The sequence below is a fragment of the Streptomyces sp. NPDC001617 genome, assembly GCF_053596855.1.
In genome coordinates, this window is the sequence record NZ_JBSFHA010000030.1 from 77,167 (window position 1) to 104,103 (window position 26,937).

Here is a 26,937-nt window from a genome sequence, read left to right on the forward strand (position 1 = left end):
GTGGCGTTACGCGTCGACCTTCTCCATGATCTCGTCACTGACGTCGAAGTTGGCGAAGACGTTCTGCACGTCGTCGCTGTCCTCCAGGGCGTCGATCAGCTTGAAGATCTTCTTGGCGCCCTCCTCGTCCAGCTCTACCTGGACGGACGGCACGAAGCTGGAGTCGGCGGAGTCGTAGTCGATCCCGGCGTCCTGGAGGGCGCTACGGACCGCGACCAGGTCGGTGGCCTCGCTGATGACCTCGAAGGTCTCGCCGAGGTCGTTGACCTCCTCGGCGCCCGCGTCCAGGACCGCGCCGAGGACGTCGTCCTCGGTCAACTCGCCCTTGGGGACGATGACGACGCCCTTGCGGCTGAACATGTACGACACGGAGCCCGGGTCGGCCATGTTGCCGCCGTTGCGGGTCATGGCGACGCGCACGTCGGAGGCGGCGCGGTTGCGGTTGTCGGTGAGGCACTCGATGAGCACCGCGACGCCGTTCGGGCCGTAGCCCTCGTACATGATCGTCTCGTAGTCGGCGCCACCGGCCTCGAGACCGCCGCCGCGCTTGATCGCGGAGTCGATGTTCTTGTTCGGCACCGACTGCTTCTTCGCCTTCTGCACGGCGTCGTAGAGCGTCGGATTTCCTTCGAGGTCGACACCGCCCATGCGCGCAGCGACCTCGATGTTCTTGATCAGCTTCGCGAAGAGCTTGCCGCGCTTGGCGTCGATCACGGCCTTCTTGTGCTTCGTCGTGGCCCATTTAGAGTGGCCGGACATCTGCCTGTCTCCTTCGCGTAACCCATCTATGAACGAACGCCAGAGATCCTACAAGGACTCCGCTGTCCGGTTCGCGCGCACCAGGTCGACGAACAGGGAGTGCACGCGGTGGTCGCCGGTCAGTTCCGGGTGGAACGACGTGGCGAGCGCGTTGCCCTGGCGGACCGCGACGATGTGGCCGTCGTGCTCGGCGAGCACCTCGGTCTCGGCGCCGACGGACTCGACCCAGGGGGCGCGGATGAACACGCCCTCTACAGGATCGCCCGCGATTCCCTTGACGTCGACCGCCGCCTCGAAGGACTCGTTCTGCCGCCCGAAGGCGTTGCGGCGCACGATCATGTCGATGCCGCCGATCGTCTCCTGGCCCGAGCGCGGGTCGAGGATCTTGTCGGCGAGCATGATGAGGCCCGCGCAGGTGCCGTAGACGGGCATGCCGCCCCGCACGCGCGCGCGTAGGGGCTCCATCACGCCGAAGAGGACGGCCAGTTTGGAGATGGTGGTGGACTCGCCGCCGGGGATGACGAGGCCGTCCACCTCGGCGAGTTCCTCGGGGCGCCTGACCGGCCTGGCCACGGCGTCGGCCGCGGCCAGGGCGACGAGATGCTCCCGTACGTCGCCCTGGAGGGCCAGGACGCCGATGACAGGGACTTCGTTCGACATGGGGTGGGTTACCAGCCGCGGTTGGCGTAGCGCTCGGCCTCGGGGAGGGTGTCGCAGTTGATGCCGACCATGGCCTCGCCGAGGTTGCGGGACGCGTCCGCGATGATCTTCGGGTCGTCGTAGAAGGTGGTGGCCTTCACGATGGCGGCGGCACGCTTGGCCGGGTCGCCGGACTTGAAGATGCCGGAGCCGACGAAGACGCCCTCGGCACCGAGCTGGCGCATCAGCGCGGCGTCGGCGGGGGTGGCGACGCCACCGGCGGAGAACAGCACGACCGGGAGCTTGCCGAGTTCGGCGACCTCCTTGACGAGCTCGTACGGGGCGCGCAGCTCCTTGGCGGCGGCGTACAGCTCGTTGTTGTCGTAGCCGCGCAGGCGGGCGATCTCGTTCTTGATCTGGCGCAGGTGGCGGACGGCCTCGACGACGTTGCCGGTGCCGGCCTCGCCCTTGGAGCGGATCATGGCCGCGCCCTCGGCGATACGGCGCAGGGCCTCGCCCAGGTTGGTGGCACCGCAGACGAAGGGGGTCGTGAAGGCCCACTTGTCGGAGTGGTTGACCTCGTCGGCCGGGGTGAGGACCTCGGACTCGTCGATGTAGTCGACGCCGAGGGACTGCAGCACCTGGGCCTCGACGAAGTGGCCGATGCGGGACTTGGCCATGACCGGGATGGAGACGGCCTCGATGATGCCCTCGATCATGTCGGGGTCGGACATCCGGGCCACGCCGCCGTCCTTGCGGATGTCGGCCGGGACCCGTTCCAGGGCCATGACGGCGACGGCGCCCGCGTCCTCGGCGATCTTCGCCTGCTCCGGCGTGACGACGTCCATGATCACGCCACCCTTGAGTTGCTCGGCCATACCGCGCTTCACGCGGGCGGTGCCGGTCTCGGGGGCCTGGTTTTCGGAGAGCGTGCTGGACACGGGCGACCTCACTGAAGTGAAAGAGGATTTCTGCAGTCACCGAGGAAACGTGAATGGACCAGTCCACGGCAAGGGCCAATGGAGAGACGGTGGCTCCTTTTCAGGGCCGCCGTGGGGAAACGCCTGCTAGGCGGCCCGGTCGGTCAGTGCCGTGGGGGGCTCGTCGTCCATCTCGAAGGCCATCGGGAAGGGCGCGTGGCCGGCCAGGCGGAACCAGCGGACCTTGCGGTGTTCGCGGAGTCGGCGGGCGGCGCCCACGGCGTCGTTGTGGAAGCGGCGGGCCATCGGGACGCGCCGTACGGCCTCGGTGAGCTCGTGGGCGGCCGCCTCGCCGCCGGGGGCCTCGCGCACCGCCTCCACCTGGGGCACCTCCGCGAAGACGGCTCGCAGCGCCTGGCTGAGCTCGCTCTCGGCGACCTCCCGCTGCTCCTCCTCGGCCTGCCGGGCGGCGTGTGCGGCCTCATACAGGACGATCGAGGCGGCGGGGTCCAGGACGCCCGAGGTGGCCAGTTCCTGCGCCACGGAGGCCCTGCGCAGCAGCTGTGCGTCGAGCGCGGCGCGGGCGGCGTCGATCCGGGCGTGCAGACGGTCCAGGCGCCCCGCGGTCCAGCTCAGGTAGAGGCCGACGGCGACGAGGACGGCGAGGATCCAGATCAGGGTTGCGGTCACGGGCGGTCACGTTACCGGGGCACGTCGGCGGGGAATGCGCTCAGTCCCGCGCAAGCCCGAGACGTGCCCGGAGCCCCGGCCCCCTCTCGTCCTCCGCCGCGGCCACCGCCGTCGTCCCGTCCGTCACCGTCTCGTAGACCGACAGGATGTCCGCGCCGACGGTCGACCAGTCGAAGCGCCGTACGTGCACGCTCCCCCGCTCCCGCAGCTCGGCCCGGCGCGCCGGGTCGCCCAGCAGGCGTACGGCCGCCTCGGCGAGCGCGTCGGGGTCCTCGTTGGCGAAGAGCTCGCCGGCCGCGCCCTGGTCCAGCACCTGCGCGAAGGCGTCCAGGTTCGAGGCGAGGACCGGTGCGCCCGCAGACATCGCCTCGACCAGGATGATGCCGAAGCTCTCGCCACCGGTGTTGGGGGCGACGTACAGATCGACGCTGCGCAGGAAACGGGCCTTGTCCTCGTCGCTCACCATGCCCAGGAACTCGACGCGGGAGCGGAGTTCGGTCGGCAGGGACTCGACCGCCTCCTCCTCGTCGCCGCGGCCCGCGACCAGAAGACGGGTCTGCGGGCGGGCGGCGAGGATCGTCGGCAGCGCCTTCATCAGGACCGGCAGGCCCTTGCGGGGCTCGTCGATGCGGCCGATGAAGCCGATCGTGCCGCCCTGCCACTCGGGCTTGGGCTCGGCCTTGGCGAAGAAGTCGACGTCGACGCCGTTCGGGATGACGACCGCGTCGCCGCCGAGGTGCTCCACCAGCGTGCGGCGCGCGTACTCGCTCACGGCGATCCGCGCGCTGATCTTCTCCAGGGCCGCCTGGAGGATCGAGTACGCGGCGATCATGGCCCGCGAGCGGGGGTTGGACGTGTGGAACGTGGCCACGATCGGGCCCGACGCCGCCCAGCAGGTCAACAGGCCCAGCGACGGCGACGTCGGCTCGTGGATGTGGATGACGTCGAACTCGCCGTCGTGCAGCCAGCGGCGGACCCGGGCGGCCGACAGGAAGCCGAAGTTGAGGCGGGCCACCGAGCCGTTGTACGGCACCGGGACCGCGCGGCCGGCCGAGACGACGTACGGCGGGAGGGGTGTGTCGTCGTCGGCGGGGGCCAGGACGGAGACCTCGTGGCCCAGGCCGATGAAGTACTCCGCGAGGTCGCGGATGTGGAACTGGACGCCGCCCGGCACGTCCCAGGAGTACGGGCAGACGATGCCGATCCTCACGAGGTCCCCTTACCGGGGTCGAGGTCCTTCAGCCACAAGCGCTGCAGCATGTGCCAGTCCTCCGGGTGGTCGGCGATCCCCGTGGCGAAGGCATCGGCCAGCGCCTGTGTCATGACAGACGTCTTTTCGGCTCGGGTACCTGTCTCGGGTACCTCGATCGGGGGGTGGACCTGTCCCCGCATGACGGGTGAGTCGTCGTACCAGAGCGTCACCGGGAGGAGCAGGGCTCCGGTCTGCTGGGCGAGGAGGGCGGGTCCGGCCGGCATGCGGGTGGCCTCGCCGAAGAACCGGACCTCCACCCCTGACGAGGACAGGTCGCGCTCGGCGACCAGGCAGACCAGGCCACCGTCGCGCAGGCGCCGGGCCAGCGTGCCGAAGGCGGTGCCGCCGCTGTGCGGGAGGACCTCCATGCCGAGCCCCTCGCGGTAGGCGACGAAGCGGTCGTAGAGGGTCTCCGGCTTCAGACGCTCGGCGACCGTGGTGAAGGGCGTCTCCAGCTTGGTGGTGACCCAGGCACCGGCGAGGTCCCAGTTGGCCATGTGCGGCAGCGCGAGGACGACGCCCTGGTCGGAGGCGATCCCGTCGGTCAGGTAGTGGATGTCCTTGGCCTCGAAGCCGCCCTTCACGCGCTCGGCGCTCCAGGCGGGGAGCCGGAACGACTCCATCCAGTAGCGCAGGTACGAGCGCATGCCCGCGCGCGAGAGCTCGGCGAGGCGCTCGGGGCTCGCGTCGGGCACCACGCGCGCGTAGTTGCTCTCCAGGCGCTGCACGCCCTTGCCTCGCTGCTTCCAGGCGAGGTCGGCGATGGTCCGGCCGAGGCGTACGGCGACCGGCTCCGGGAGCTTCTTGACCGTGCTCCAGCCCAGGCCGTACAACCCGTCGGTCAACTCATCCCGGAAGCTCACTTCGCCGCCTCCCTCCCATGAGAAGCATTCTCGCTCTCCTCGGCGGCCGCCGCGGCCTCGGCTTCGGCCGATTCCCGGCGGACGGTGACCACCCGCTGGATCAGCGTGACGAGGCTGCCCACGGCGACGATCCACAGAGCGACCGGCAGGAGGTACTGGATGCCGGGCACGCCGAACTTGTGCAGGCCCGCGAGACCGGCCGCGACCAGCGAGATCACCAGGCGCTCGGCGCGCTCGACGAGGCCGTTGACGGCGACCGGCAGACCGATCGACTCGCCGCGGGCCTTGGTGTACGACACCACCTGGCCGCTGGCCAGGCAGAAGATGGAGACCGCGCACAGGGCGATGTCGTCGCCGCCGGCGGCGTACCAGAGGGCGAAGCCGCCGAAGATCGCTCCGTCGGCGACCCGGTCGAGCGTGGAGTCCAGGAAGGCGCCCCAGCGGCTGGAGCGGCCCAGCTGGCGGGCCATGTTCCCGTCGACCAGGTCGGAGAACACGAACAGCGTGATCACGACCGTGCCCCAGAAGAACTCGCCCATGGGGTAGAAGACCAGCGCGCCCGCGACCACTCCGGCGGTGCCGAGGAGCGTGACCGTGTCGGGGCTGACGCCCCGGCGGATGAGAAACGCGGCGAACGGTGTGAGGACACGCGTGAAGAATGCACGCGCGTACTTGTTCAGCATGGCCTTCCCGAGGGTCGGTGTCGCCGTACGGCCCCTGCTGGCCCCCGGCTGGCCCATCGTAGCCACGCGCGCGTGTGTGCGACGGCCGGGCACCCGGACCCCTGTGTCACGGCCTGAAGGCATCCGGGTAACAGCGCGATCGCGTCCTCCGTATGGACGCACCGTGACGGGAGTGGAAAGCTCGAAGGACCGCGGGCGTCATCGGAGCCGCCACCGCACGCGGCCCGGCATGCCCGCGCCCACAGTGACCTCACCGTGCACGGGAGGCAGGACCATGGGCGACAAGGCGAACGCACACCCCGGAGCCGCCGGCAGGGCTACAGCGGCCGACCACCCCGCGTCCGTACGGAATGTGGTGCTGGTCGGCCACTCCGGATCGGGCAAGACGACATTGGTGGAAGCTCTCGCGCTGACAGCGGGGGCGGTGAACCGGGCGGGCCGCGTGGAGGACGGCGGCACCGTCTCGGACTACGACGAGATCGAGCACCGGCAGCAACGCTCGGTACAACTCTCCCTGGTGCCGGTGGAATGGGACGGCATCAAGGTCAATCTCCTCGACACCCCCGGATACGCCGACTTCGTCGGGGAACTGAGGGCCGGTCTGCGAGCGGCGGACGCGGCCCTTTTCGTTGTCTCCGCCTCGGACGGCGTGGACGGCTCGACGCGCATGGTGTGGGAGGAGTGCGCGGCCGTCGGCATGCCCCGGGCGATCGTGATCACGCACCTGGAGGCGGCCCGGGCGGACTTCGAGGAGATGACACGCACCTGCGCGGAGGCCTTCGGCGGGGACGACCCCGACGCCGTGCTGCCGCTCTATCTGCCGCTGCACGGCCCGCAGGGCCCCGACGGGCACGCGCCCGTGACGGGGCTCACCGGGCTGCTGTCGCAGAAGCTGTTCGACTACTCGTCCGGTGAGCGCAAGGAGGCCGAGCCGGACGAGGACCAGCTGCCGGAGATCGAGGAGGCCCGCAACCGGCTGATCGAGGGGATCATCTCGGAGAGCGAGGACGAGACCCTCATGGACCGCTATCTGGGCGGCGAGCAGATCGACTTCAAGACGCTCGTCGACGACCTGGAGCGGGCCGTCGCGCGCGGGGTCTTCCACCCCGTCCTGGCCGCCGCCCCCGCGGCCGAGGGCTCGAAGCAGGGGCTCGGCACGGTCGAGTTGCTGGAGCTGGTCACGGGCGGCTTCCCGACGCCGTTCGAGCACCCCACTCCGGGGGTCACGACCATCGACGGCAAGTCGCGCGAGATCAAACCCTGCGACACGGCCGGCCCGCTGGTCGCCGAGGTCGTGAAGACGGCCTCCGACCCGTACGTCGGCCGGGTCTCGCTCGTGCGCGTCTTCTCCGGCACGCTGCGCCCCGACGAGACGGTCCACGTCTCCGGCCACGGGCTGTCCGACCGCGGACACGAGGACCACGACGTCGATGAGCGCGTCGGCGCACTGTCCACCCCCTTCGGCAAGCAGCAGCGCACGGTCACGCACGCCATCGCGGGCGACCTGGTGTGCGTGGCCAAGCTCGGCCGCGCGGAGACCGGCGACACCCTCTCCGCCAAGGACGACCCGCTCCTGATGGAGCCCTGGGAGATGCCCGACCCACTGCTGCCGCTCGCCATCGAGGCCCACAGCAAGGCGGACGAGGACAAGCTCTCGCAGGGTCTGTCCCGGCTGGTCGCCGAGGACCCGACCATGCGGCTCGAACAGAACCAGGACACCCACCAGGTCGTCCTGTGGTGCCTGGGCGAGGCGCACGCGGACGTGGCGCTGGAGCGGCTGCGCAGCCGCTACGGCGTCCAGGTCGACGTCGTACCGCACAAGGTCTCCCTGCGGGAGACGTTCGCGGGCAAGGCGGCGGGGCGTGGCCGGCATGTGAAGCAGTCCGGTGGGCACGGGCAGTTCGCGATCTGCGAGATCGAGGTGGAGCCGCTGCCTGGTGGCTCGGGCATCGAGTTCGTGGACAAGGTCGTCGGGGGCGCGGTGCCGCGGCAGTTCATCCCGTCGGTCGAGAAGGGCGTAAGGGCCCAGGCGGCCAAGGGAGTTGCGGCCGGTTACCCGCTCATCGACGTCCGGGTGACGCTGCTCGACGGCAAGGCGCACTCCGTGGACTCCTCGGACGCCGCCTTCCAGACGGCGGGCGCGCTGGCGCTGCGGGAGGCCGCGGGCGATGTGCGGATCCATCTGCTGGAGCCGGTGGCCGAGGTGACCGTGCTGGTCGGCGACGACTACGTGGGCGCCGTGATGAGCGACCTGTCCGGGCGGCGGGGGCGGGTGCTGGGCACGGAACAGACCAGTGGGAACCGGACCTTGATCCGGGCCGAGGTGCCCGAGATCGAGATCGGACGGTACGCCGTGGACCTGCGCTCGCTCTCGCACGGCACCGCCCGCTTCAACCGTTCCTACGCACGGCATGAGCCGATGCCACCGCAGATCGCGGAAAGGATTCGTGAAGAGGCGCGCGACGCCTCGTAGTTGGCACCGGGCGCCGCACAAGTGGCGCCCGGTCGCACAAGGGATGGCTTTCTCGGAACGCTCCCCTCCGCGTCGGCGGGCGGCTTCGGCCGTCCGCCGACGAATGTCACTGCCTGGGGATACGCTGAAGGCCTGATCAAGTTGTCGCACGATCATCGCGATGACCTGATCAACAGGTGTGCGGAGCGCGGAAGTCGGGAAGAGCCGCAGTGGTGACGTCGGGCGGCGATCGGGGGCTGGAATGACCATTGGCATCGTGGAGCCACAGGTACCGATCACGGGCTCGGTCGAGCAGGCGACCTTCGCCCTGGCCTCTGCGGCCTACCGGGACGACGAGGTCGGCAAGATACTCGAGGCGAACAACGAGTGGCACGAGTCGACCGTCAAGCCACCCCGCAGGTGGGCGACGATCTTCCGGCCGAACCTCGGCGAGGCCTTCTCCCAGGCCGTGGTGACCCGCATGCTGGGCGTCGGCCGGAAGCCGGTCGTCCAGTCCTTCGGCATCGAACCGCAGACGGTCGTCGAGCACTGCATGGCCGCGAACAACCTGCGCCGGCAGCGGGACAAGAAGCTCACCGCCGTGATGCTGCTGTGCGGTGTGCTGTTCCTGCCCGGGACGCTGATCTGGCTGCTGGTCTTCCAGATACGGACCACCATCGCCCGGCGCGACGACAAGCGGGCCTCCGGCATGGCTACCGTGCTGCTCGTCGCTGTGGGCGCGCTGGCCGTGATCTTCCTGATCCGGATGCCGTTCACGGGGTTCTGGGCCTGGTACGCACGGCTGGCGATCGTCGCCCCCGTCGTCGGCTGGGTGATGGCCAAGCAGATCTGCGAGCGCTCGGCCACGGATCTGCGCGCCCGCTGGGACGGCCTGCTCGGCGGGAACAGCGTGGGCGCCCAGGTCCCCGAGTCGGTGCCCACCAGCCCCGGTGACACCCGTGCCGACCGGCTGCGCCAGGCCTTCGCCGAACTGAGCAACGAGCAGCGGTCCAACTCGGTCTTCTACGCCGGCCCCAAGGGCGTCCTCGGCATGGGCACCCGCTGGGGCCACTGGTATCTCGCCGAGGACCTGGTCCCGAACGCCGTGCAGCAGGAGTCGAGCAATCCGCTCAGTGTGGCCATGACCAAGCACGTGGTGCCGGACCCGGAAGTCGACAGGTTCCAGAGCTTCGACGTCGTCAGCGCGATCGAGCGGAACCTGACGAAGCTGCACACGGGCCCACTGACCACTGGGGGCTTCCCCAAGCCGAAGGTCTCGCACTGGATCGTCTCCCACATCGGTGCGGGCGCCAAGGAGATATCCCGCCCCGGCGGCACCACCGCGCACCAGATCAACCTGGAGGAGATCAAGAAGATCTGCAACACCAAGCAGTACGACTCGGGCGACCGGCACTACCTCGGCGTCCAGTGGACGCTCTGGGACGGCCAGTTGGTCATCACGATGATGGTCACGGTGACCGTGCTGCACAAGACGCTGCGCATCGAGCTCACCGGCCACGCCCTGGGACCGGTGCACTCCCTGTTCTCCAGCAAGCCGGCGGCCAAGGAGAAGGAGGTCGCCAAGCAGGTCAAGTTCTGGGAGACCCGCAAGGTGAAGCTCCCGCTCGTCGACAGCGACGAGGTGGTCCGCCTCACGGCCCGCGCGCCGCTCACCTGGTACCCGCCACTGCTGAACTGGCTGGGCGGCTCACTGGCGCTTCCCGAGCCGTTCGGGCTGCGGCACGCGTGGGCCGACCAGCCGTGGCGGCACCGGTTCATGACCGACGACGTGCTGCGCAGCGCGACGCCCGTGCTGCGGGTGGTCCACGAGGCGACCATCGAGTTCCTGAAGGGGCACAACGTCAACACCGAGAACTTCGACAACCGGTCGACGTTCCTCAGTGGGAATGTTCAGGATCCGATGCCGAAGAAGGATGACGTCTACGACGCGTGAGCGTCCCGGTCCTCAGACGCCGGACGGGCTGAAGTCGGCAGCCGTCACGCCGTCGGCCACGCCTCCGCCAGCATCTTTCTCGTGTCCGCCAGGAGCTGCGGCAGTACCCGCGTGTGGCCGACCACCGGCATGAAGTTCGTGTCGCCTCCCCAGCGGGGGACGATGTGCTGGTGGAGGTGGGCCGCGATGCCGGCGCCGGCCACCGTGCCCTGGTTCATGCCGATGTTGAAGCCGTGGGCGCCCGAGGCGGTGCGCAGGGCCGTCATGGCCTGCTTGGTCAGGGCGGCGAGCTCCACCGTCTCGGCGTCCGTGAGGTCGGTGTAGTCGGCGACGTGGCGGTAGGGGACGACCATGAGATGGCCGCCGTTGTAGGGGTAGAGGTTGAGGACGGCGTAGACCTGTTCGCCGCGGCGGACGATCAGGCCGTCCTCGTCGGACTTGGCCGGGATCGAGCAGAAGGGGCAGCCGTCGTCGGCACCGGGGCCGGTCGGCTTGTTCTCGCCCTGGATGTAGGCCATCCGGTGAGGCGTCCACAGGCGCTGGAACGCGTCCTGGGTCCCCACTCCCCACTGCTGCTCCGGCTCACTCGTCATGCAATGCAGCATATGGCGTCGCCCGTTCGCGGCGTGTCGCCGGGGTTCGCGGGAGAGCCCGCCGGGCCAAGCTGGCGCGGTGGACGATGACAGCCGCAAGGCCCACTGGGAGGACCGCACGGAGATTCCGCTCGCCGTGGCGTCGTTGGTCTACCTCGCCGCATACGCGATCCGCGTCCTGGCCCCCCGCCTGCCCGACTTCTGGCAGGACCTGTGCCTCGCGGTGCTGCTGGCCGCCTGGGCGCTGTTCGCCGTCGACTACGTGGTGCTTCGGAGGTTGAGCGGGCAGCGGTGGCCGCGCTTCGTGCGGACGCACTTCCTGGACACCATGGTGCTGATCCTGCCGCTGCTGCGCCCCCTGCGGATCGTCAAGGTGTACGAGGCCGTGCAGCGGCGGCACGGCAGACCGCGTCTCGCCCTGCACGCGCGCGTGATGGCGTACTCCGGGCTGGCCTCGGTACTGCTCGGTTTCGCCGGGTCGCTCGCCGTCTACCAGCAGGAACGCGGGGTACCGGGCGCGACGATGCGGACGTTCGGGGACGCCGTCTGGTGGGCCTGTGCGACCCTCACGACCGTCGGCTACGGCGATGTCACCCCGGTGACGCCGACGGGACGGCTGATCGCCGTAGGGATGATGGCCATCGGGCTCGCGCTGCTCGGCGCGGTGACCGGCACGTTCGCGTCGTGGCTGCTGCAGGTGTTCGCACGGGAGGACGACGCGAGGCCCCCGGGAAGCTGACTTCCCGGGGCCTCGGACGGACGGCGGATCAGACCTGCGCCCGCTCCTCCACGACCTTCACGATCTTCGCGATGGCCTCGTCGAACGGGATGCCGTTCTCCTGCGAGCCGTCGCGGTAGCGGAAGGACACCGAGTTGCCCGACATGTCCTCGTCGCCCGCGATGACCATGAAGGGCACTTTCTGCTTCTGGGCGTTGCGGATCTTCTTCTGCATACGGTCGGAGGAGGAGTCCACCTCGACCCGCAGCCCCTTCTTCTTCGCTGCGGCCGCGAACTTCTCCAGGTACTCGACGTGCGCGTCCCCGATCGGGATGCCGACCGCCTGCACCGGAGCCAGCCACGCCGGGAAGGCGCCCGCGTAGTGCTCCAGGAGGACGGCGAAGAAGCGCTCGATCGAGCCGAACAGGGCGCGGTGGATCATGACCGGGCGCTGCTTGGAGCCGTCGGGCCCGGTGTACTCCAGGTCGAAGCGCTCCGGCAGGTTGAAGTCGAGCTGGATCGTCGACATCTGCCAGGTGCGGCCGATGGCGTCCTTGGTCTGGACGGAGATCTTCGGGCCGTAGAAGGCGGCGCCGCCCGGGTCGGGAACCAGGGGCAGGCCCTGCTTCTCGGCGACCTGGCGGAGGGTTTCGGTCGCCTCCTCCCAGACCTCGTCGGAGCCGACGAACTTCTCCGGATCCTTGGTGGAGAGCTCCAGGTAGAAGTCGGTCAGGCCGTAGTCGCGCAGCAGGCCGAGGACGAAGGTGAGCGTCTTGTCGAGCTCCTCCGACATCTGCTCACGGGTGCAGTAGATGTGCGCGTCGTCCTGCGTGAAGCCACGGGCCCGGGTGAGGCCGTGCACGACGCCCGACTTCTCGTAGCGGTACACGGTCCCGAACTCGAAGAGGCGCAGCGGCAGTTCGCGGTAGGAGCGGCCGCGCGCGTCGAAGATCAGGTTGTGCATCGGGCAGTTCATGGGCTTGAGGTAGTAGTCCACGCCCTCGTCGAGCTGCATGGGCGGGTACATGCCGTCGGCGTACCAGTCCAGGTGCCCGGACGTCTCGAAGAGCTTCCCCTTCGTCGCGTGCGGGGTGTAGACGAACTCGTAGCCCTCCTCCTCGTGCCGGCGGCGCGAGTAGTCCTCCATCACGCGGCGGACGATGCCGCCCTTGGGGTGGAAGACGGCGAGGCCGGAGCCGATCTGCTCCGGGATGGAGAACAGGTCGAGCTCGCTGCCGAGCTTGCGGTGGTCGCGCTTCTCGGCCTCCGCGAGGAAGTCCAGGTACCCCTTCAGCTCGTCCTTGGACGGCCAGGCGGTGCCGTAGATGCGCTGGAGCATGGGGTTCTTCTCGCTGCCGCGCCAGTAGGCGGCCGCGTTGCGCATCAGCTTGAACGCCGGGATCAGCCGGGTGGAGGGCAGGTGGGGGCCGCGGCAGAGGTCCTTCCAGCACAGCTCGCCGGTCTTCGCGTCCAGGTTGTCGTAGATCGTCAGCTCACCCGCGCCGACCTCGACGTCCGCGCCGTCGTCGGAGGAGGCCGAGCCCTTGAGACCGATCAGTTCCAGCTTGTACGGCTCGTCGGACAGCTCCTCACGGGCCGCCTCGTCGGTCACCACACGGCGGCTGAAGCGCTGCCCGCGCCTCTGGATCTCCTGCATCTTCTTCTCGATGGCCTTGAGATCCTCGGGAGTGAACGGCTTCTCGACGTCGAAGTCGTAGTAGAAGCCGTCCTTGACCGGCGGGCCGATGCCCAGCTTGGCCTCGGGGAAGATCTCCTGCACGGCCTGCGCCATGACGTGCGCGGTGGAGTGGCGCAGGATGTTCAGGCCGTCCTCGGAGGAGATCTCGACGCCTTCGACCGAGTCGCCCTCGGAGAGGACGTACGCGAGGTCCTTGAGTTCACCGGCCACCCGGGCGGCGATGATCGAGCGCTCGCCGGCGAAGAGCTCGGCGGCCGTAGTGCCCGTCGTCACCACGCGTTCTTCCCGCTCGGAATCGCGTTGGATGATCACACGGACGTCTGACACCGGTCTCTCCTGACTGAAGGTGGGTGCGGCGCCATACCAGGAGCGCGCGCAATAGGGGATCGTACCGACCCCGACCCACCGACCGCGAAACGGTCACGCACAGTCCCCCGTGGTCTCCGGTCAGTCGCAGTCCTCCCCGCTGCACGCCTCCTCGAAGAAATCGAGGTTCTCGTGGAGGGACTTCATCAGCCGGTCCCGCTCCGCCTCGTCCACCTGCATCGGTACGACCCCGCCCGCGCCGGTCAGCCGCCTGAAGCCGCCCCGGCTCTCCAGCCGCCCGTGCACCCGCACCGGCACTCCCACGAGGTGGGCATGGCCGGCGATCCGGTAGTCCTCCTCGTCGAGGGTGATCCGGACGTGCGGTATCTCGGCCCCGGCGATCACCCGCAGCCGTACGCTGCCCTCGCCGCGCGGCCCCGACCTGCGCATCCGCACCACCGTGCCGGTGATCCGCACGGCCACCGACGGCTCGTCGCGCAGGAAGCGGGCGCCCGCCTCGCGCAGCACGGGCAGGTCGCCCGGCGAGAACTCGACCGGTTCGACACCCGCCACGCAGTCCTCGGGGACGCCGGCGGCGGGCGCCCACTCCACGCCGATCCGCGCCCCCTCCGTACCCCGCACGAGCGCGATCAGCGATTCGGTGAGCTCGCGGCTGACGCCTGCCTCGACGGCCCCGTCGAAGGCGTCCATGCCGCCGGTGGCCCGCTGGTAGTCGATGGCCTCGCGGGCGGCATACAGGGCCTGGTGGAGGCGTACGGCGAGCGGACGGACGGTGCCGACGGGCACGAAGGCGGTGAGTCGGCCGTCGCCGGCCGCGGGGCCGACGAGGACGCTCTCCAGCAGCGCGGCGGCGGCACGGCGGTGCCGGGCGCCGTAATAGCCGGCACGCGCGCGGGTGGCCAGCGCGCCGGCGAGCAGCATCTGCCGGGCGGCGGAGCGCAGTTGCTCCTCGACCGTCCAGGGCGCGGAGTCGGCGGGCCCGATCGGTGCGTCCCGCCACCAGCGGATCTCGTCGCTGGGCACGGCGAGGCCGACCAGTACCTCGCGGGCGGAGGGCGTGCCGCTGCGGGTCAGCGCGACGATCGCCTCACCGAGCAGGTCGTCGCTGTCGGGAAAGGCCCGGCTCTCGGGGACGAGCAGGCTCGTGCCGGCGCCTCCGGGGCCGGGCGGGGTCCAGCGGCCGTAGCGTCCCGCCGCTCCTCCGCGGCGCTGCCAGCCGTGCCGGTGCAGCAGGGCGCTGAGGACGGCGGGGTCGACCTGGTCGGGCTCGGGGGGCCGGTGCCAGGCCGCAGCCGCGATGTCGTCGGGGTGCGGCCTCACCGGCCGCAGTGGCTCCTCCAGCGGGCGGTGCGTCATGGTCTGCCTCCCGTCCCGACCCGCGTCATGATCTCGCAGAGCGCTCGGTCGTCGAAGATGCGTGAGGTCGGTATCCGCACGGTGGTCCGGGTCCGGCCGGTGATCGGCTGTCCGGCGAGGTTGACCCAGTAGCAGCAGTGGCGCAGGTCGAGGCGGTCGTGGCTGGCGCGCAGCCAGTCGTCCTGGGATCTGGGGACGAGCATCACGACCAGGATCTTGTGCACCGAGACCGGGGTGCGCGCGAGCTTGCGCAGATGGTCGTTGTCGAGCGTGAAGGAGAAGAACCGGCCCGGTGGGTTCGGCGCGACCTGGTACGTGCACTTCAGCTGCACCTTGATGGTGACCTCGTCGTCGACGGTGTGCCCGGGCGAGCCGTGACTGACGTGCCAGTCGATGCCGTTGTCCGGAAACGGCTGCGACAGCGAGCAGCCGGCCGCCGCGGCGACGGCGTGCAGATAGCCCACCTGCAGTGTCTCCATGCAGGCGGTGGTGGCGAGTGTGCCGCGAAGGGGGCCCGTACGTTCGGGCAGCAGCCCGCCCCGCTCGGGCTGCGCTATCGCCATGACCAAACAGCCTTCCAAGCCAAGTGTTTCCCCGCTGCGGGCCGCTGAACTGCAAAGACCCGTACTCCTGTTGTGTCCTTCCGGCGTACGGCGCAAACAGCCCGGGTATCACCAAACAGGCAGAAGACGGGACGTCAGCTGCCGTGGGTGAACGAGGAGTTGTATAGGCATGACGACCTGGTACGAGGGGCCCCTGGCCGCCTTCGACACGGAGACCACGGGTGTCGACGTCGAGACCGACCGGATCGTGTCGGCCGCCGTCGTCGTCCAGGACGCGCCGGGCACCCGGCCCCGGATGAGCCGTTGGCTGGTCAACCCGGGTGTGCCGGTGCCGGAGGCGGCGACGGCGGTGCACGGGCTGACGGACGAACACCTGCAGCGCAACGGCCGCTGGCCGGCGCCGGTGATGTTCGAGATAGCCGAGGAACTGGCCGAACAGGCCAGGATGAACCGCCCGTTGGTGGTGATGAACGCGCCGTTCGATCTGACGCTGCTGGACCGGGAGTTGCGCCGCCATCGCGCCTCCTCCCTGGACCGCTGGTTCGAGGGCTCGGCACTGCGCGTCCTCGACCCCCGGGTCCTGGACAAACACCTGGACCGCTACCGCAAGGGCCGGCGCACCCTGACCGACCTGTGCGCGCACTACGGCGTCACGCTGGACGGCGCCCACGACGCGGGCGCGGACGCACTGGCCGCGCTGGATGTCGTACGGGCGCTCGGGCGCCGTTTCGCCACGCGGCTGGAGCGCCTCTCCCCGGCCGAGCTGCACGCCCTGCAGACCAGTTGGCACGCGGCTCAGGCGCGCGGTCTGCAGGCATGGTTCACGAAGAGCGGCACGCCCGAGATCGTGAACCCGGAGTGGCCGCTGCGACCGGATCTGCCCGCGGCGGCGTAAGTCAAGGATGCCGCCCTGGGCCGGCGTCAGGTCCTCCGGGGGCACGGACGACGGGGGGAGCGATCGGACCACCCGGTCGAGGTCCACGCGCCGGGTCCTGCCGTGCGTTCCGTCGCCCCCTCCTCGACGAACCGGTCACGTACGACGAGACGCAGCGCCACGACGGCGGCGACCAGGGTGAGAGGGATCGCGAAGAGGGCGACCCGCCCCGGGCTCTGCATGGTCGCTCCTGACCGCAGGACCGTGCACCCGCCCTCGGAGCCTTCGAAGTCGCCCCCTTGACAAAAAGAGCCGGTCCGCGTGGTGCGGACCGGCTCTTTCCCGGTGGGCGATACTGGGTTCGAACCAGTGACCTCTTCGGTGTGAACGAAGCGCTCTCCCACTGAGCTAATCGCCCGGGAACGCACTGAACCATACAGGCCTTCACGGGTTTCCTTCAAACCGCTTCCAGGTACCCGACCAGCCCGCGCCGCCCCGCGCGCATCATCAGCCGGTGGTTGGCCCGGAACACCGGCCGCCCCAGCGCCGCGAACCGCCTGAGCAGCTGCTTGTGCACCTCGACGACCTGGTCGTAGCGGGCGAGGGTGCCGCCGCCGTCCGCCGTGATCGTCCAGCGCGCCCAGCCCTCGAGGTCGCCGGTCATGGCGATCTCCAGAACCCCGGCCGCGGGGGCGCGGCGCGTCTCACGGACGGTGAACCGCAGGTCGTACGGCAGCACGGACCGGACCCGGACGACGCCGCTGGTGTCGTCGAGCCGGATCACCTCGCGCACCTGGGGCCACCAGCGGGGGTAGTCCTCGGCCCGCTCCAGCGCCTCGTACACGGTGGCGGGCGGAGCGGGCAGGGTCCAGCGACTGCGGAAGCGTTAGTGCGTCCAGTCCATGGGGGAAGTCTGCCCGTACGCAGGGCGTTCTTCGCGGATCTGAGTAGGTTCTGAGTATCCGCACTCATGCCGTACGACGTGACGCGGGCCACACTCCGATCCATGACGCATGTTCCGTCCCCGGCCGAGGAGTTGCGGCTCCTCGACGCCGAGCTGGTTCGACTGGAGGCCCGCCGGCTCCAGTTGCTCAACCGTCGCGCCTGGCTGGTCGCGGCCCTGCAGGCCGTGCCGCAGGCACCCGCCCGGCCGATGGCGGCCACCATCACGCCACCCCGCCGCGAGACGGACGCACCCCGCGTGCAGAACGCGCTGCTGCTCCTCGGCGGTGTGCTGCTGACCATCGCGGCGATGGTGTTCACGCTGGTCAGCTGGGGGCACCTGGGCATCGTCGGACGCAGCGCGGTGCTGGGAGCGGTCACGCTGGCCGTCCTCGCGACGCCGGTGGCACTGCTGCGGCGTGGGCTGCGCTCGACGGCCGAGTCGGTGGCCGGGCTGGGACTCGCACTGACGGCACTCGACGCATACGCGCTGCACGAGGCCGCGTTCGCGGGGGCGGACGGCACGGCGTACGCGGCGACGGTGACGGCGGCCCTGGCGGGCCTCTGGGCCGGATACGCCCTGCTGCCGCACACATCCACACTCCGCCTGCCTCTCCCGGCCGCCTTGTTCGCCGCACAACTCCCGTTGTTCCTCTGGGCGTTGGCGGCCTCGTCCGGTCCGTACGGCATCACGGCCGCGCTTCTGACGACGGCCGGGTTCGACACAGTTGTGGCGCTCCAACTCATCCCGGCGATCCGGGTGCCCGCCAGGTCCGTACGCGTCATGGCCGCCCTCGGCGCGTACGGCATGGGCGGCTTGGGCGCACTGACGGCCGGCTGGCTCTCCTGGAACGCAGCCGGCCCGAGCGCCGCCGCCCGTGCGGCGGCGCTCCTCATCCTCGCGGCGGGACTGGCTCTGGTCGCGGCTCGGCGGTCGACCAAGGCGCGCGGCGACGCCGAGCACGGGAGTGAAACCGGCGCTTCCGGCAGCCCCTTCCCCGATGGGCAGGGACCGGCAGTGGCTCACGCCTTCGCCGGCGCCCTTGTCCTGGCCGTGGCAGCCGGCGGCGTCCTCCGCGCCACGCTGCCCGACGGTTGGACGGTGCCCTCGTATCTGGCGTGCGGTGTCGTGCTGTTGGCCGTTGTGCGGGGTCAGCGGCTGCCCGACGATGTCCGGCACGGATTCGTCCTGGCCTCCGGCACCGTGCAGGCGGTCGCCGTCGTCTGCGCGCTGCCGCTGCTCTCCGTAGCCCTGCTGGGCCCACTGGGCTGGGCGCAGCACGCCTGGTCCGGCGTCCCCGCGGACGCGCGTGCCGCGGTGACCGTGCACACGCCATGGCCGCCGTACCCGACCCAGCTCTTCCTGGCCCCCGTGGTCGTAGCCGCCGTACTGGCCCTCGTGGTACGTGACACGACCTGGCGCCCCAGGGCCCTGGCCGGCGCGACGGCCCTCACCTGGGCCACCGTCATGACGGCACCGGCGGTCTTCCAGCTCCCCTACCTCGTGGCACTGTCGCTACCCGGCATCATCACCGTCGCCGCCCTCGCGGCAGCCGCCCACCGCCCCGCCCGCCCCTTCATCGTCCTCGCCCTCGTCACCGCCCTCCCCCTGGCCCTGCTCTCCCTCGCCTCCCAACCGGCCACCCTCACAGTCCTGTCCGCCCTCACGGTCCTGTTCGCGACTGCTTCCCTGCGCCCGAACCTGACGCCGATCACGGCTCCCACCACTCTCCTCTCCGCCACCGCACTGGCCTGCGCGACGGGCGCGGCGGCGGACTGGCAGCCACAGCACACGGCCCTGCTCGTCCTTGCCGTCCCCGCAGCCGCGGCCCTGCTGGCCGCCCGCCTCGCAGAACCCCGCACCACGGTGCACGTCGAGGTGACCGGCGCCGTCACCGCGCTCCTCGCCATCGGCCTCGCCTCCACCGACCCGCCCATGCTGGCCCTGGTCCTGTCCCTGTGCGGAGTGATCGCCGCCGGCACGGCCGTACGCCCCGACCGCCGGCCCGTCGGCTACGCGGCGACCGCCCTCTTCGTCCTGGCCGGCTGGGTACGCCTGGCGTCCTGGGACATCGGCACCGTGGAGGCGTACACCCTGCCGGTGACCGTGCCCGCCCTTGTCGTCGGCGCCCTCCGTCGCGGCCGCGATCCGCAGGCCTCGTCATGGACGGCGTACGCCCCCGGCCTCGCCGCCACCCTCCTGCCCAGCCTCACGGCAGCCTGGAACGACCCGCACTGGACACGGCCCTTCCTCCTCGGCACGGCAGCCCTCCTGCTCACCCTCCTGGGCGCCCGCCACCGCCTCCAGGCCCCCCTCGTCCTCGGCGGCACGACCCTCACCCTGGACGCTCTGCACGAACTCGCCCCGTACTTGCTCCAGTTGACGGGCGCACTCCCCCGCTGGGTCCCTCCCGCCCTGGCCGGCCTACTGCTGCTCGCACTCGGAGCGACATACGAGCGCCGGATCAGAGATGTCCGCCGAGTACGGGACCTCTTGGGAAACATGCACTAGAAGCGCCCCTTCAGGGGAGCGGGGAACTGCGCGAAACCGCCCACCGGCCCGCAGTCCCCCACAACCTGCCCCCACGGCGCTACGGCATCTTGTCCCCGAGCAACGCCAGATTCTCAATGGCGGCGAGCCCGTACAACGCCGTGTCATTGGTGGACACCCAACTCGCCTCACTCCCCGCCACCAGCGCCATGGGCCCACTCACCGTCTCCGTCTTCCACGGCGAAGACTCCATGTACCCGTCCGAGCCGTAGAACTTCGTCCAAGCCCGCTTGGCCAACCCCGCGTCCCCGGTCTGCACCGCCGCATACGCGTCGAGCCGCGAATGCCCCTGGAAAAGCAGAAGTGTTCCGAAGTCGGACCCGTAACGGGCCTTCTGCTCGGCCTTCGTGGCGTTGAAGTACCGGCAGTAGTCGAAGTACGCGTCGTTGAACTTCGGCATGTCGACGAGGTAGATCAGCTCGGCGCACAGCTCGTTGAGACCGAACACGGCCGACAGATGCGAGACACCCACCACCGGCGTCGTCGCGACCGCGAACTTCCCGGTGTCGAGGTCGTACAGTCCGCTGCCCTGGACGAACCCGTTGGGCTGGGCGGCGATGCCCTCCATCGTCGACAGCACCCGCGCCTTGGCCTTCTCCCACTTGGGCCCCTTGCGCTCCCACTCGGTCAGCCAGGCCGACACCAGCCCGCTCCAGTCCGTACCGAACCCGATCGACAGGGCATGCCGGTCGGGCTTGTACGGATCGGTCCGTACCTTCCGCAGCGGATCCAGGACCAGGAACGTCTCGTCGGAGTCGACGTTGGCGTGCATGAGGTCGCCGACCCGCTCGTCGGCGGTGAGGAAGTAGTAGAAGCGCCGGTAGGTGGTGTTGGCGATGCGCTGCTGCTTGGCGCTGTCGGCGAAGTGCTGCACACCGTGCCGCGTGCCGAGACCGGCCCACTCGCCGAGGTGGTACACATCGACCTCACCCGTGTGCCGGGTCATCGCCTCCGCGAACCGGAAGATGTCCGACCGGCCGGAGCGCAGATACGCGTACCAGAGCCAGAGGTCCGGCGACAGCTCGGAGTTGTCCCACGCGTAGCCGCCGATGTCGTACCGCCACACATGCCGCACGGTGTCGTACGTGTGCATGATGTCGCCGTAGTCCCAGAACCCGTACCAACGGCGTTGCTCCACCTGGTCCTTGTAGTAGGTGAAGAGGAAGTCGAGGTGGTCCTCGATCTTCGCCTTGGCCGGGGTGGACCGATCCGGCTCGGAGTACAGCCCCGGCCCGAACACCTTCGCCTTGATGAGCTGCTTGGACGGGGCGACGAGCTGCGGCAACACCCGTACGGCCTCGACCTGTTGGGCCAGCGTCTCCGGTGACGGCGTCGACTCGTTGGCCCAGAAGAGCAGTTCGGAGGTGCGGGCGATGCCGTACGGGGTGCCGAACTCGGGCTCGTAGTCCTCGTAGGTGATGTTGAGGCCTTCGAGCTGCTCGGCGTAGGTGTCCTGGCCCATGCCGTCGTGGTAGAAGCGCAGGTCCATGGGTTGTGCCTCGGGCGACCAGAGCCAGAGGGTGACCTCGGCCTCGTCGGTCTGGGCGTCACGGATGTCGAGCTGGGCCGGGTACTTCTCCCAGAAGTCCCGCAGCCCGAACGAGAATCCACCGCTCGCGCCACCGACGTACCCGAAGCCGGAGGCCCGCTTGCCACCGCCGGCGCCGATCCAGCCGTACCCCTTCCTGGTCCGCTTCCGCAGCGTGAACCCGTCGGCGGAGAGCTGCGAGAGCGTGTAGTCACCCCACTCCGGTATGTACTGCAGCCGGGTCGTCACCCGCTGGTCCCAGGTGGACGGGTCGGGCAGCTTCTGTCCCGCGTACTGCGCCGCCTGTACGGCCGCCCCCGGGTCACGGCGCAGCCCGGTGATGCCTTTGACGGCCTCGCGCAGCAGCCCCGTCCCCTCACCACCGATACGAATGTGCCGGTCGTACGACTCGTCGCGCATCGGCACACTGAAGCGCACCCCCAGCCCGCGGATGAAGTCGCCGCTCGCCTTGCCGGGCTCCTGTGTGCCGTCGTACGTGATGGTGTGCACCATGCGGAAGGAGTCGGCACCGGCGTAGAAGTACAGCCGGATCGAGAACGGCAGCCAACTCCGGTTGCCCCTGCGGTGCTTGCCGTCGATACGGATGACGGCCCGGACCGGCCCGTCCTGTTCGACCGTCACCTCCCCGATCGCCCCGTCGAAGCGCTCGGTCTTGACCGCACCCTGGTCCTCGTCCTCGATCTCGGGCTGGCGGATGAGCACGAGCCGCCCGTTCCTCGCGATCTCGGTCGAGCCGCGCTTCACCGACTTGACGAGCGTCGACCCGTCCTTGCCGATCTTCACGGTGATGACACCGGTGGAGACGTCCACCGTCCCGCCACTCTTGTCGACGGTGACCTTCTTGTCGGGTCCGGTCGCCTCACCGGCGGTCAGCGTCAGTTTTCCGGAGCCCGAACTCACCGCGTGGGCCGTCCACTTGAGGGACCCGTCCGGCCAGTAGGCGAGCGGCCAGGACTGCACGGGGACGGCCTTGCCGTCGGCGTCCGCGAGCGCGAAGGTCTGGTCGGCCTCGTACGCGCCCTTAGGCCAGGGCACACCGACGGTCGAGCCGGGCGCGGCGCCGAGGCCGCCGTCCTCCAGCCAGTCCAGGGTCACCGGGTCCGCATCGGCGGCCTCGGCTCTGGGCGCGGCCGACGCGTCCCTGGCTCCTAGCGCCCAGCTGAACTGCGCGGCGGCTCCGGCGACGGCGGCCGCCTTGAGGAGGGACCTGCGGGGGATGGGAGACATTCAGCCTTTCCTTTCCGTGCGGGAAGCGAGGGTTCCTTGCAGCTGGTCAGGGGCATGACAGGGCGCTCAGTGGTATGTCACATACCACTGCTCCGGCACCCAGGCTGACCTGGCACGACAGCACCAGAAGTCAACGGCGCCGATACCGCGCCTCCACGGCGACGGCGGCCGCCGCGACGGCCCCCAGGACGGGGACCGCCAGCGGCGCGATGAAGCAGGCGGACAGGGCGACCAGGGCCAGCCCGCCGATGAGCAGGAAGGATCCGGCAGGGTCGAGGACCGTACGGCGGCCCGCCTCGGCGAGCAGCCGCCGCCACCTCTCCCCCGGTGCCCAGACGGCCGCCGCCCGCATCCCGGCGACGGCGGCGCCGATCAGCGCGAACAGCCCGACGGCCCCGACGAGCGGCCCCCCGGGAATCCCGGCGCGCACGGCCTGGATGTCCACCCAGATCACCGCCGCCGCGCCCCACCCACCGAGCCCGACGACCCACCCACCGCGCACGGCCGTACGGAAGTCGCCGACGAACTCCCGCCAGCCACCGCCCTGATGGCCCGTACGCCGCCGCAGATGCCGCGCGCCGGCGGCGAAGGCCGCGGGGTAGGTCACGACGCCGAGCGAGGCGACGGCGATCCACACCCCGGTCAGCAGACACTCGGCGAAGACGGCGAACCGCTCCGCGAGGACGGATTCCTTACGTGGTTTGACCACACGCGCCTGGGCCATGGTGACCGCCTCAGCCCTTCAGTCCGGAGGTCGCCATGCCGTCGATCAGGTAGCGCTGGAAGGCGAGGAAGAACAACAGCACCGGCAGCAGCGCCACCAGCGACATCGCGATGAGTCCGCCGTAGTTGGCGGCGACGCCGTCGGAGTCGCGGAACATCATCATGCCGAGGGAGACGGTGTACTTGCCGGGCTCGTTGAGGTAGATCAGCGGGCCCATGAAGTCGTTCCAGGCGTTGATGAAGGTGAAGATGGCGCTGGTGATGAGCGCGGGCCGGCACAGGGGCAGCACGATCGACCAGTAGATGCGCAGGTGTCCGCAGCCGTCGATGCGGGCTGCCTCGTCGAGTTCCCTCGGCAGATTGCGCATGAACTGCACCATGAGGAAGACGAAGAACGCCTCCGTGGCCAGGTACTTGCCGAGCAGCAGCGGCACGTAGGTGTTGATGAGCTCCAGCTTCTGAAACATCACGTACTGCGGGATGAGCAGCACGTGGTACGGCAGCAGGAGCGTGCCGATCATGAGTGAGAAGAGCAGGTTCCGGCCCGTGAACCGGATCTTGGCGAAGGCGTAGGCCGTCAGGGAGCAGGAGATGAGGATGCCGACGACGGCGCCGCCCGCGTAGAACAGGGAGTTCTGGAAGAAGGTCCAGATGGAGATGTCGGCGATACCGTCGGCCAGGCCCTTGAAGTTCTGCAGGATCGGGTGGGCCGGGAACAGCTGAAGACTGTTGATGATGTCCTTGCTGGGCTTGAACGAGGCGCCGATGACCCACAGCACGGGGTAGAGGATGACGGCGAGGATCAGCAGGGCGCCGATGTGCCAGACGAGTGAGCCGGTGCGCTTCCGGCCGAGGGACAGGGGTTTCGTGGTGGTCGCGCTCATCGGGCGTCCTCCTCGTAGTGCACCCACTTCTTCTGCGACCAGAAGAGGACCGCGGTCACCAGGGCCACGGCGAGCAGCAGCATCCAGGCCATCGCGGAGGCGAAGCCCATCTGGGCGTTCTTGAAGCCCTGTTGGTACAGGTAGCAGGTGTAGACGAGCGTGGAGTCGGCCGGGCCGCAGTACGTGTTGGAGACGACGTAGGCCGAGCCGAAGATCTGGAAGGAGTGGATGGTCTCCAGCAGGATGTTGAAGAAGAGGACCGGGGAGATCATCGGGAGCGTGATGCTCCAGAACTTGCGGAAAGCCCCGGCGCCGTCCAGCTCGGCCGCCTCGTACAGCTCTCTCGGCACCTGCTTCAGCCCGGCCAGGAAGATCACCATGGGTGCGCCGAACTGCCAGACGGTGAGTGCGACCAGGCAGTAGAGGATCCAGTCGGGGTTGCCGACCCAGCCGCCGGCGTGGATGCCCACGGCGGACAGAGCGCGGTCCACGATGGCGTTGTCGGAGAAGATCGACCGCCAGACGAAGGCCACGGAGACGCTCGCGCCGATGAGCGAGGGGGCGTAGAACGCGGCCCGGTAGAAGGCCTGGCCGCGGCGGCTCTGGGCGAGCAGCAGGGCGACGCCGAGCGCGAGCAGCAGTTTCAGCGGGGTGCCGATGATGACGTACTTGGCCGTCACCTCGACCGACTTCTGCCACCGCGGGTCGTCGAACATCTCGGTGAAGTTGTCGAGCCCGACCCACTTCGGCGTGTTGAAGAGGTTGTAGTCGGTGAAGGCGAAGTAGAGCGAGGCGACCATGGGACCCGCGGTCAGGAGCAGGAAGCCCGCGATCCACGGGGACATGAAGAGGTAGCCGGCGAGGTTCTCCCGGCGGCCCCGCCGCTTGACGGCGGCGGGGGCGACGGAGCGGGCCTTCCGGGTGGCGGGCGGTGAGTCCTTGACGAGCGTCACGGTGCTTCCCAATCGGTTCCGGTGAGGTCCGGTCAGGCCTGGAAGGCGGCCTGCGACTCGTCGAAGAACTGCTTCACCGCGTCGGAGACCTTGACCTTGCCGAGGCCGAGGTCGCCGCCGATGCGCAGGAAGGAGGCCTCGATGGTGTCGGCACCGGAGGGGTGCGGGGTGATCGTGCCGAGGACGCCCGCCTTGGCGGTGTCGGCCTCGTACTGGGCGATCTCCTTGTTCACCGGGTCCGTCGGCTTGAAGGCGTCGTACTGCTCCGTGGAGGCGAGGATGCCCCGGTCGTAGCCCATGATCTTGCCGACCTCGGGGTCGTGGACCATGAAGTTGATGAACTGGGCGACTTCCTTGGGGTGCTGGGTGCGCGAGGAGGCGCTCAGCATCAGGGAGGCGAGGTACTGGCCGGTGTGCTTGCCGTCCATGGTGGGGATCGGCGCGAGACCGTACTCGCTGCTGCCCTCGGCCGAGTAGCGGACGGTGAAGTTGTCCCAGGTGAATTCCGAGGCCCCGTGGCCCGCGGAGAGCGAGGACTTGGGCCGGTCCTGCGCGACGATCTTCGGGTCGGTGATGATGCCGGCCTTCGTGCGGTTGTAGCCGTCCTGCCACCACTCCGTCAGATCGGCCTTGTCGAAACCGAGTCCGTCCTTGGTGTAGAACGCCTTTCCGTTCTGCCGCAGGTACAGGTCGTACAGGTACATGATGCTGAAGTAGCCCGTGTCCCCCGGCACCTTGGTCCTGTCGTGGATGGTCTTGAGGGCCTTGAAGTAGTCGTCCCAGGTCCAGCCGGTCTCCGGCTCGACGCCGGCCTTCTGGAAGACCTTCTTGTCGATGACCAGCGCCATGGTGTTGGAGCCGACGGGGACGCCGAGCTGCTTGCCGTCGACCTCGCCGACCTTGGTGACACCGGCACGGAAGTCGTCGAGGTGCAGGTTTCCGGCGTCGATCTGCGACTTGAGATCGAGCAGAACGCTTCTCTTGTCGTACTTCCTAAGGAATGTGACGGCGTTTTGGAAAACGTCCGGGGGATTTCCACCCGAGGCCTGCGTCTGGAACTTCTCCCAGAAAGACACGTAGTCCTGGAAGTCCGTCTTCACCTTGATCTTCGGATACTTCTTCTCGAAGAGCTTGATGGTCTGGTTGATCTTCTTGGCCCGCTCGTCGGCCCCCCACCACGAGTAACGGATCGTCACCGTTCCGTCGGCGGACGTCCCGCTGTCGCCCCCGCACCCCGTTGTCGCGGCCAGCCCCAGCGTGGCCGCCCCGGCCCCCGCCGCCTTGAGGATCGTACGCCTCTCAACATTCCTGCTGGTTCCCACAGTCGGGCCCTCCCCGGCGTCGTTGCCGCCTGCATGAATCGTTTCAAGTAAGCGCTTGCTGGCACAAGTTACGGAGGGCCTCGGGGTGCGTCAATGATTCGGACAGGAATTTCTTGGGGGGCTCCTGAGCGGATCGGTGACGCGGCAGGGGCGGGACGGCGCCGCGGGCGGGGCGACGTCGCAGGTGAGACGCGTGCGGTCGACTCGTCGAACGGCGGGTGGCCTGTTGGGCGAGATCGGGTTACGGCCGAAAGTCGCCCGGCAGATGGGGAGTTGACGGACCGTCCGGCGGGATCCGACGACGGACGGTGAGGCGGCACCGGCCCTGCGGCAGTCCCCGCGCACGACAACGGCCCACCCGCACTGGTGCAGGTGGGCCGTTGATTCCGGGTGGGCGATACTGGGTTCGAACCAGTGACCTCTTCGGTGTGAACGAANCGCTCT

At 69.6% G+C, this 26,937-nt stretch carries 23 protein-coding genes and 1 tRNA gene; 5 read left to right on the forward strand and 19 right to left on the reverse strand.

The window, feature by feature from the left end:
* Positions 1–6 precede the first annotated feature (6 nt).
* From ACWC09_RS23325 to pgsA, 7 genes are all read right to left on the reverse strand, one after another.
* Positions 7–759 (reverse strand): YebC/PmpR family DNA-binding transcriptional regulator, encoded by a 753-nt coding sequence (locus ACWC09_RS23325; RefSeq protein ID WP_450852497.1) that lies wholly within the window; start codon positions 757–759, stop codon positions 7–9.
* 48 nt (positions 760–807) lie between these two features.
* Entirely contained in the window at positions 808–1,419 is a 612-nt protein-coding gene (gene pdxT / locus ACWC09_RS23330; RefSeq protein ID WP_450852498.1) for a pyridoxal 5'-phosphate synthase glutaminase subunit PdxT, read from the reverse strand.
* 8 nt (positions 1,420–1,427) lie between these two features.
* Positions 1,428–2,339 carry a pyridoxal 5'-phosphate synthase lyase subunit PdxS gene (gene pdxS / locus ACWC09_RS23335; RefSeq protein ID WP_450852499.1) on the reverse strand — a complete coding sequence of 304 codons (912 nt, stop codon included), beginning with the start codon at positions 2,337–2,339 and terminating at the stop codon, positions 1,428–1,430.
* 126 nt (positions 2,340–2,465) lie between these two features.
* Entirely contained in the window at positions 2,466–3,008 is a 543-nt protein-coding gene (locus ACWC09_RS23340; protein ID WP_450852500.1) for a hypothetical protein, read from the reverse strand.
* Positions 3,009–3,048: 40 nt separating this feature from the next.
* Complete coding sequence (locus ACWC09_RS23345) at positions 3,049–4,218, reverse strand: glycosyltransferase family 4 protein (protein WP_450852501.1); 1,170 nt, start codon at positions 4,216–4,218, stop codon at positions 3,049–3,051.
* Positions 4,215–5,123 (reverse strand): phosphatidylinositol mannoside acyltransferase, encoded by a 909-nt coding sequence (locus ACWC09_RS23350; RefSeq protein ID WP_450852502.1) that lies wholly within the window; start codon positions 5,121–5,123, stop codon positions 4,215–4,217. Before ACWC09_RS23350 ends, ACWC09_RS23345 begins: the two co-directional genes overlap by 4 nt.
* Entirely contained in the window at positions 5,120–5,863 is a 744-nt protein-coding gene (gene pgsA / locus ACWC09_RS23355; protein WP_450852522.1) for a phosphatidylinositol phosphate synthase, read from the reverse strand. Before pgsA ends, ACWC09_RS23350 begins: the two co-directional genes overlap by 4 nt.
* A gap of 217 nt (positions 5,864–6,080) precedes the next feature.
* Between pgsA and ACWC09_RS23360 the strand changes: the two genes are divergently transcribed.
* Complete coding sequence (locus ACWC09_RS23360; protein ID WP_450852503.1) at positions 6,081–8,279, forward strand: elongation factor G-like protein EF-G2; 2,199 nt, start codon at positions 6,081–6,083, stop codon at positions 8,277–8,279.
* Positions 8,280–8,520: 241 nt separating this feature from the next.
* The gene (locus ACWC09_RS23365) at positions 8,521–10,212 is read left to right on the forward strand and encodes a hypothetical protein (RefSeq protein WP_450852504.1); all 1,692 of its coding nucleotides are present in this window, start codon (positions 8,521–8,523) and stop codon (positions 10,210–10,212) included.
* Between the two features lie 44 nt (positions 10,213–10,256).
* Here ACWC09_RS23365 and ACWC09_RS23370 read toward each other — a convergent pair whose 3' ends face one another.
* Entirely contained in the window at positions 10,257–10,817 is a 561-nt protein-coding gene (locus ACWC09_RS23370; RefSeq protein WP_450852505.1) for an HIT family protein, read from the reverse strand.
* Between the two features lie 67 nt (positions 10,818–10,884).
* Between ACWC09_RS23370 and ACWC09_RS23375 the strand changes: the two genes are divergently transcribed.
* Positions 10,885–11,544 (forward strand): potassium channel family protein, encoded by a 660-nt coding sequence (locus ACWC09_RS23375; protein WP_450852506.1) that lies wholly within the window; start codon positions 10,885–10,887, stop codon positions 11,542–11,544.
* A 28-nt stretch (positions 11,545–11,572) separates the two neighbouring features.
* Here ACWC09_RS23375 and thrS read toward each other — a convergent pair whose 3' ends face one another.
* The 3 genes from thrS to ACWC09_RS23390 all read right to left on the reverse strand — a co-directional run bounded on the left by thrS (position 11,573) and on the right by ACWC09_RS23390 (position 15,468).
* On the reverse strand, positions 11,573–13,549 hold the full coding sequence (gene thrS, locus ACWC09_RS23380; RefSeq protein WP_450852507.1) for a threonine--tRNA ligase: 1,977 nt from the start codon (positions 13,547–13,549) through the stop codon (positions 11,573–11,575).
* A 120-nt stretch (positions 13,550–13,669) separates the two neighbouring features.
* Positions 13,670–14,905: a hypothetical protein gene (locus ACWC09_RS23385; protein ID WP_450852508.1), complete on the reverse strand. Its 1,236-nt coding sequence runs from the start codon at positions 14,903–14,905 to the stop codon at positions 13,670–13,672.
* Positions 14,902–15,468, reverse strand: coding sequence for a DUF4365 domain-containing protein (locus tag ACWC09_RS23390; RefSeq protein ID WP_356354048.1), 567 nt, complete (start codon positions 15,466–15,468; stop codon positions 14,902–14,904). Before ACWC09_RS23390 ends, ACWC09_RS23385 begins: the two co-directional genes overlap by 4 nt.
* Before the next feature lie 169 nt (positions 15,469–15,637).
* Between ACWC09_RS23390 and ACWC09_RS23395 the strand changes: the two genes are divergently transcribed.
* Entirely contained in the window at positions 15,638–16,363 is a 726-nt protein-coding gene (locus ACWC09_RS23395) for an exonuclease domain-containing protein (RefSeq protein WP_450852509.1), read from the forward strand.
* Positions 16,364–16,389: 26 nt separating this feature from the next.
* Here ACWC09_RS23395 and ACWC09_RS23400 read toward each other — a convergent pair whose 3' ends face one another.
* The 3 genes from ACWC09_RS23400 to ACWC09_RS23410 all read right to left on the reverse strand — a co-directional run bounded on the left by ACWC09_RS23400 (position 16,390) and on the right by ACWC09_RS23410 (position 17,207).
* The gene (locus ACWC09_RS23400; RefSeq protein ID WP_450852510.1) at positions 16,390–16,584 is read right to left on the reverse strand and encodes a hypothetical protein; all 195 of its coding nucleotides are present in this window, start codon (positions 16,582–16,584) and stop codon (positions 16,390–16,392) included.
* Between the two features lie 104 nt (positions 16,585–16,688).
* Positions 16,689–16,760, reverse strand: a tRNA-Val gene (locus ACWC09_RS23405).
* 39 nt (positions 16,761–16,799) lie between these two features.
* A complete protein-coding gene (locus ACWC09_RS23410; protein ID WP_450852523.1) occupies positions 16,800–17,207 on the reverse strand; it encodes an SRPBCC family protein in 408 nt (135 codons plus the stop codon).
* A gap of 141 nt (positions 17,208–17,348) precedes the next feature.
* Here ACWC09_RS23410 and ACWC09_RS23415 point away from each other — a divergent pair, with 141 nt between their 5' ends.
* Positions 17,349–19,796, forward strand: a complete 2,448-nt coding sequence (locus ACWC09_RS23415; protein WP_450852511.1) for an SCO7613 C-terminal domain-containing membrane protein — start codon at positions 17,349–17,351, stop codon at positions 19,794–19,796.
* A gap of 79 nt (positions 19,797–19,875) precedes the next feature.
* On the opposite strand, the gene ACWC09_RS23420 is transcribed toward ACWC09_RS23415, so the two are convergent.
* The 5 genes from ACWC09_RS23420 to ACWC09_RS23440 form a co-directional block, all read right to left on the reverse strand.
* Complete coding sequence (locus ACWC09_RS23420) at positions 19,876–22,611, reverse strand: exo-rhamnogalacturonan lyase family protein (protein ID WP_450852512.1); 2,736 nt, start codon at positions 22,609–22,611, stop codon at positions 19,876–19,878.
* A gap of 130 nt (positions 22,612–22,741) precedes the next feature.
* On the reverse strand, positions 22,742–23,335 hold the full coding sequence (locus tag ACWC09_RS23425; RefSeq protein WP_450852513.1) for a hypothetical protein: 594 nt from the start codon (positions 23,333–23,335) through the stop codon (positions 22,742–22,744).
* A gap of 10 nt (positions 23,336–23,345) precedes the next feature.
* A complete protein-coding gene (locus tag ACWC09_RS23430) occupies positions 23,346–24,218 on the reverse strand; it encodes a carbohydrate ABC transporter permease (protein WP_450852514.1) in 873 nt (290 codons plus the stop codon).
* Positions 24,215–25,171, reverse strand: coding sequence for a carbohydrate ABC transporter permease (locus ACWC09_RS23435; RefSeq protein ID WP_450852515.1), 957 nt, complete (start codon positions 25,169–25,171; stop codon positions 24,215–24,217). The genes ACWC09_RS23430 and ACWC09_RS23435 overlap by 4 nt, the downstream gene beginning before the upstream one ends.
* 32 nt (positions 25,172–25,203) lie before the next feature.
* On the reverse strand, positions 25,204–26,493 hold the full coding sequence (locus tag ACWC09_RS23440) for an ABC transporter substrate-binding protein (RefSeq protein ID WP_450852516.1): 1,290 nt from the start codon (positions 26,491–26,493) through the stop codon (positions 25,204–25,206).
* Positions 26,494–26,937 lie beyond the last annotated feature (444 nt).

Excerpts from the sequence above, each read along its gene's own strand:
- ACWC09_RS23325 (WP_450852497.1), bottom strand. The coding sequence starts at position 759 with ATGTCCGGCCACTCTAAATGGGCCACGACGAAGCACAAGAAGGCCGTG.
- pdxT (WP_450852498.1), bottom strand. The coding sequence starts at position 1,419 with ATGTCGAACGAAGTCCCTGTCATCGGCGTCCTGGCCCTCCAGGGCGAC.
- pgsA (WP_450852522.1), bottom strand. The coding sequence starts at position 5,863 with ATGGGCCAGCCGGGGGCCAGCAGGGGCCGTACGGCGACACCGACCCTC.
- ACWC09_RS23360 (WP_450852503.1), top strand. The coding sequence starts at position 6,081 with ATGGGCGACAAGGCGAACGCACACCCCGGAGCCGCCGGCAGGGCTACA.
- ACWC09_RS23365 (WP_450852504.1), top strand. The coding sequence starts at position 8,521 with ATGACCATTGGCATCGTGGAGCCACAGGTACCGATCACGGGCTCGGTC.
- ACWC09_RS23370 (WP_450852505.1), bottom strand. The coding sequence starts at position 10,817 with ATGCTGCATTGCATGACGAGTGAGCCGGAGCAGCAGTGGGGAGTGGGG.
- ACWC09_RS23385 (WP_450852508.1), bottom strand. The coding sequence starts at position 14,905 with ATGACGCACCGCCCGCTGGAGGAGCCACTGCGGCCGGTGAGGCCGCAC.
- ACWC09_RS23390 (WP_356354048.1), bottom strand. The coding sequence starts at position 15,468 with ATGGCGATAGCGCAGCCCGAGCGGGGCGGGCTGCTGCCCGAACGTACG.
- ACWC09_RS23395 (WP_450852509.1), top strand. The coding sequence starts at position 15,638 with ATGACGACCTGGTACGAGGGGCCCCTGGCCGCCTTCGACACGGAGACC.
- ACWC09_RS23400 (WP_450852510.1), bottom strand. The coding sequence starts at position 16,584 with ATGCAGAGCCCGGGGCGGGTCGCCCTCTTCGCGATCCCTCTCACCCTG.
- ACWC09_RS23415 (WP_450852511.1), top strand. The coding sequence starts at position 17,349 with ATGACGCATGTTCCGTCCCCGGCCGAGGAGTTGCGGCTCCTCGACGCC.
- ACWC09_RS23420 (WP_450852512.1), bottom strand. The coding sequence starts at position 22,611 with ATGTCTCCCATCCCCCGCAGGTCCCTCCTCAAGGCGGCCGCCGTCGCC.
- ACWC09_RS23425 (WP_450852513.1), bottom strand. The coding sequence starts at position 23,335 with ATGGCCCAGGCGCGTGTGGTCAAACCACGTAAGGAATCCGTCCTCGCG.
- ACWC09_RS23430 (WP_450852514.1), bottom strand. The coding sequence starts at position 24,218 with ATGAGCGCGACCACCACGAAACCCCTGTCCCTCGGCCGGAAGCGCACC.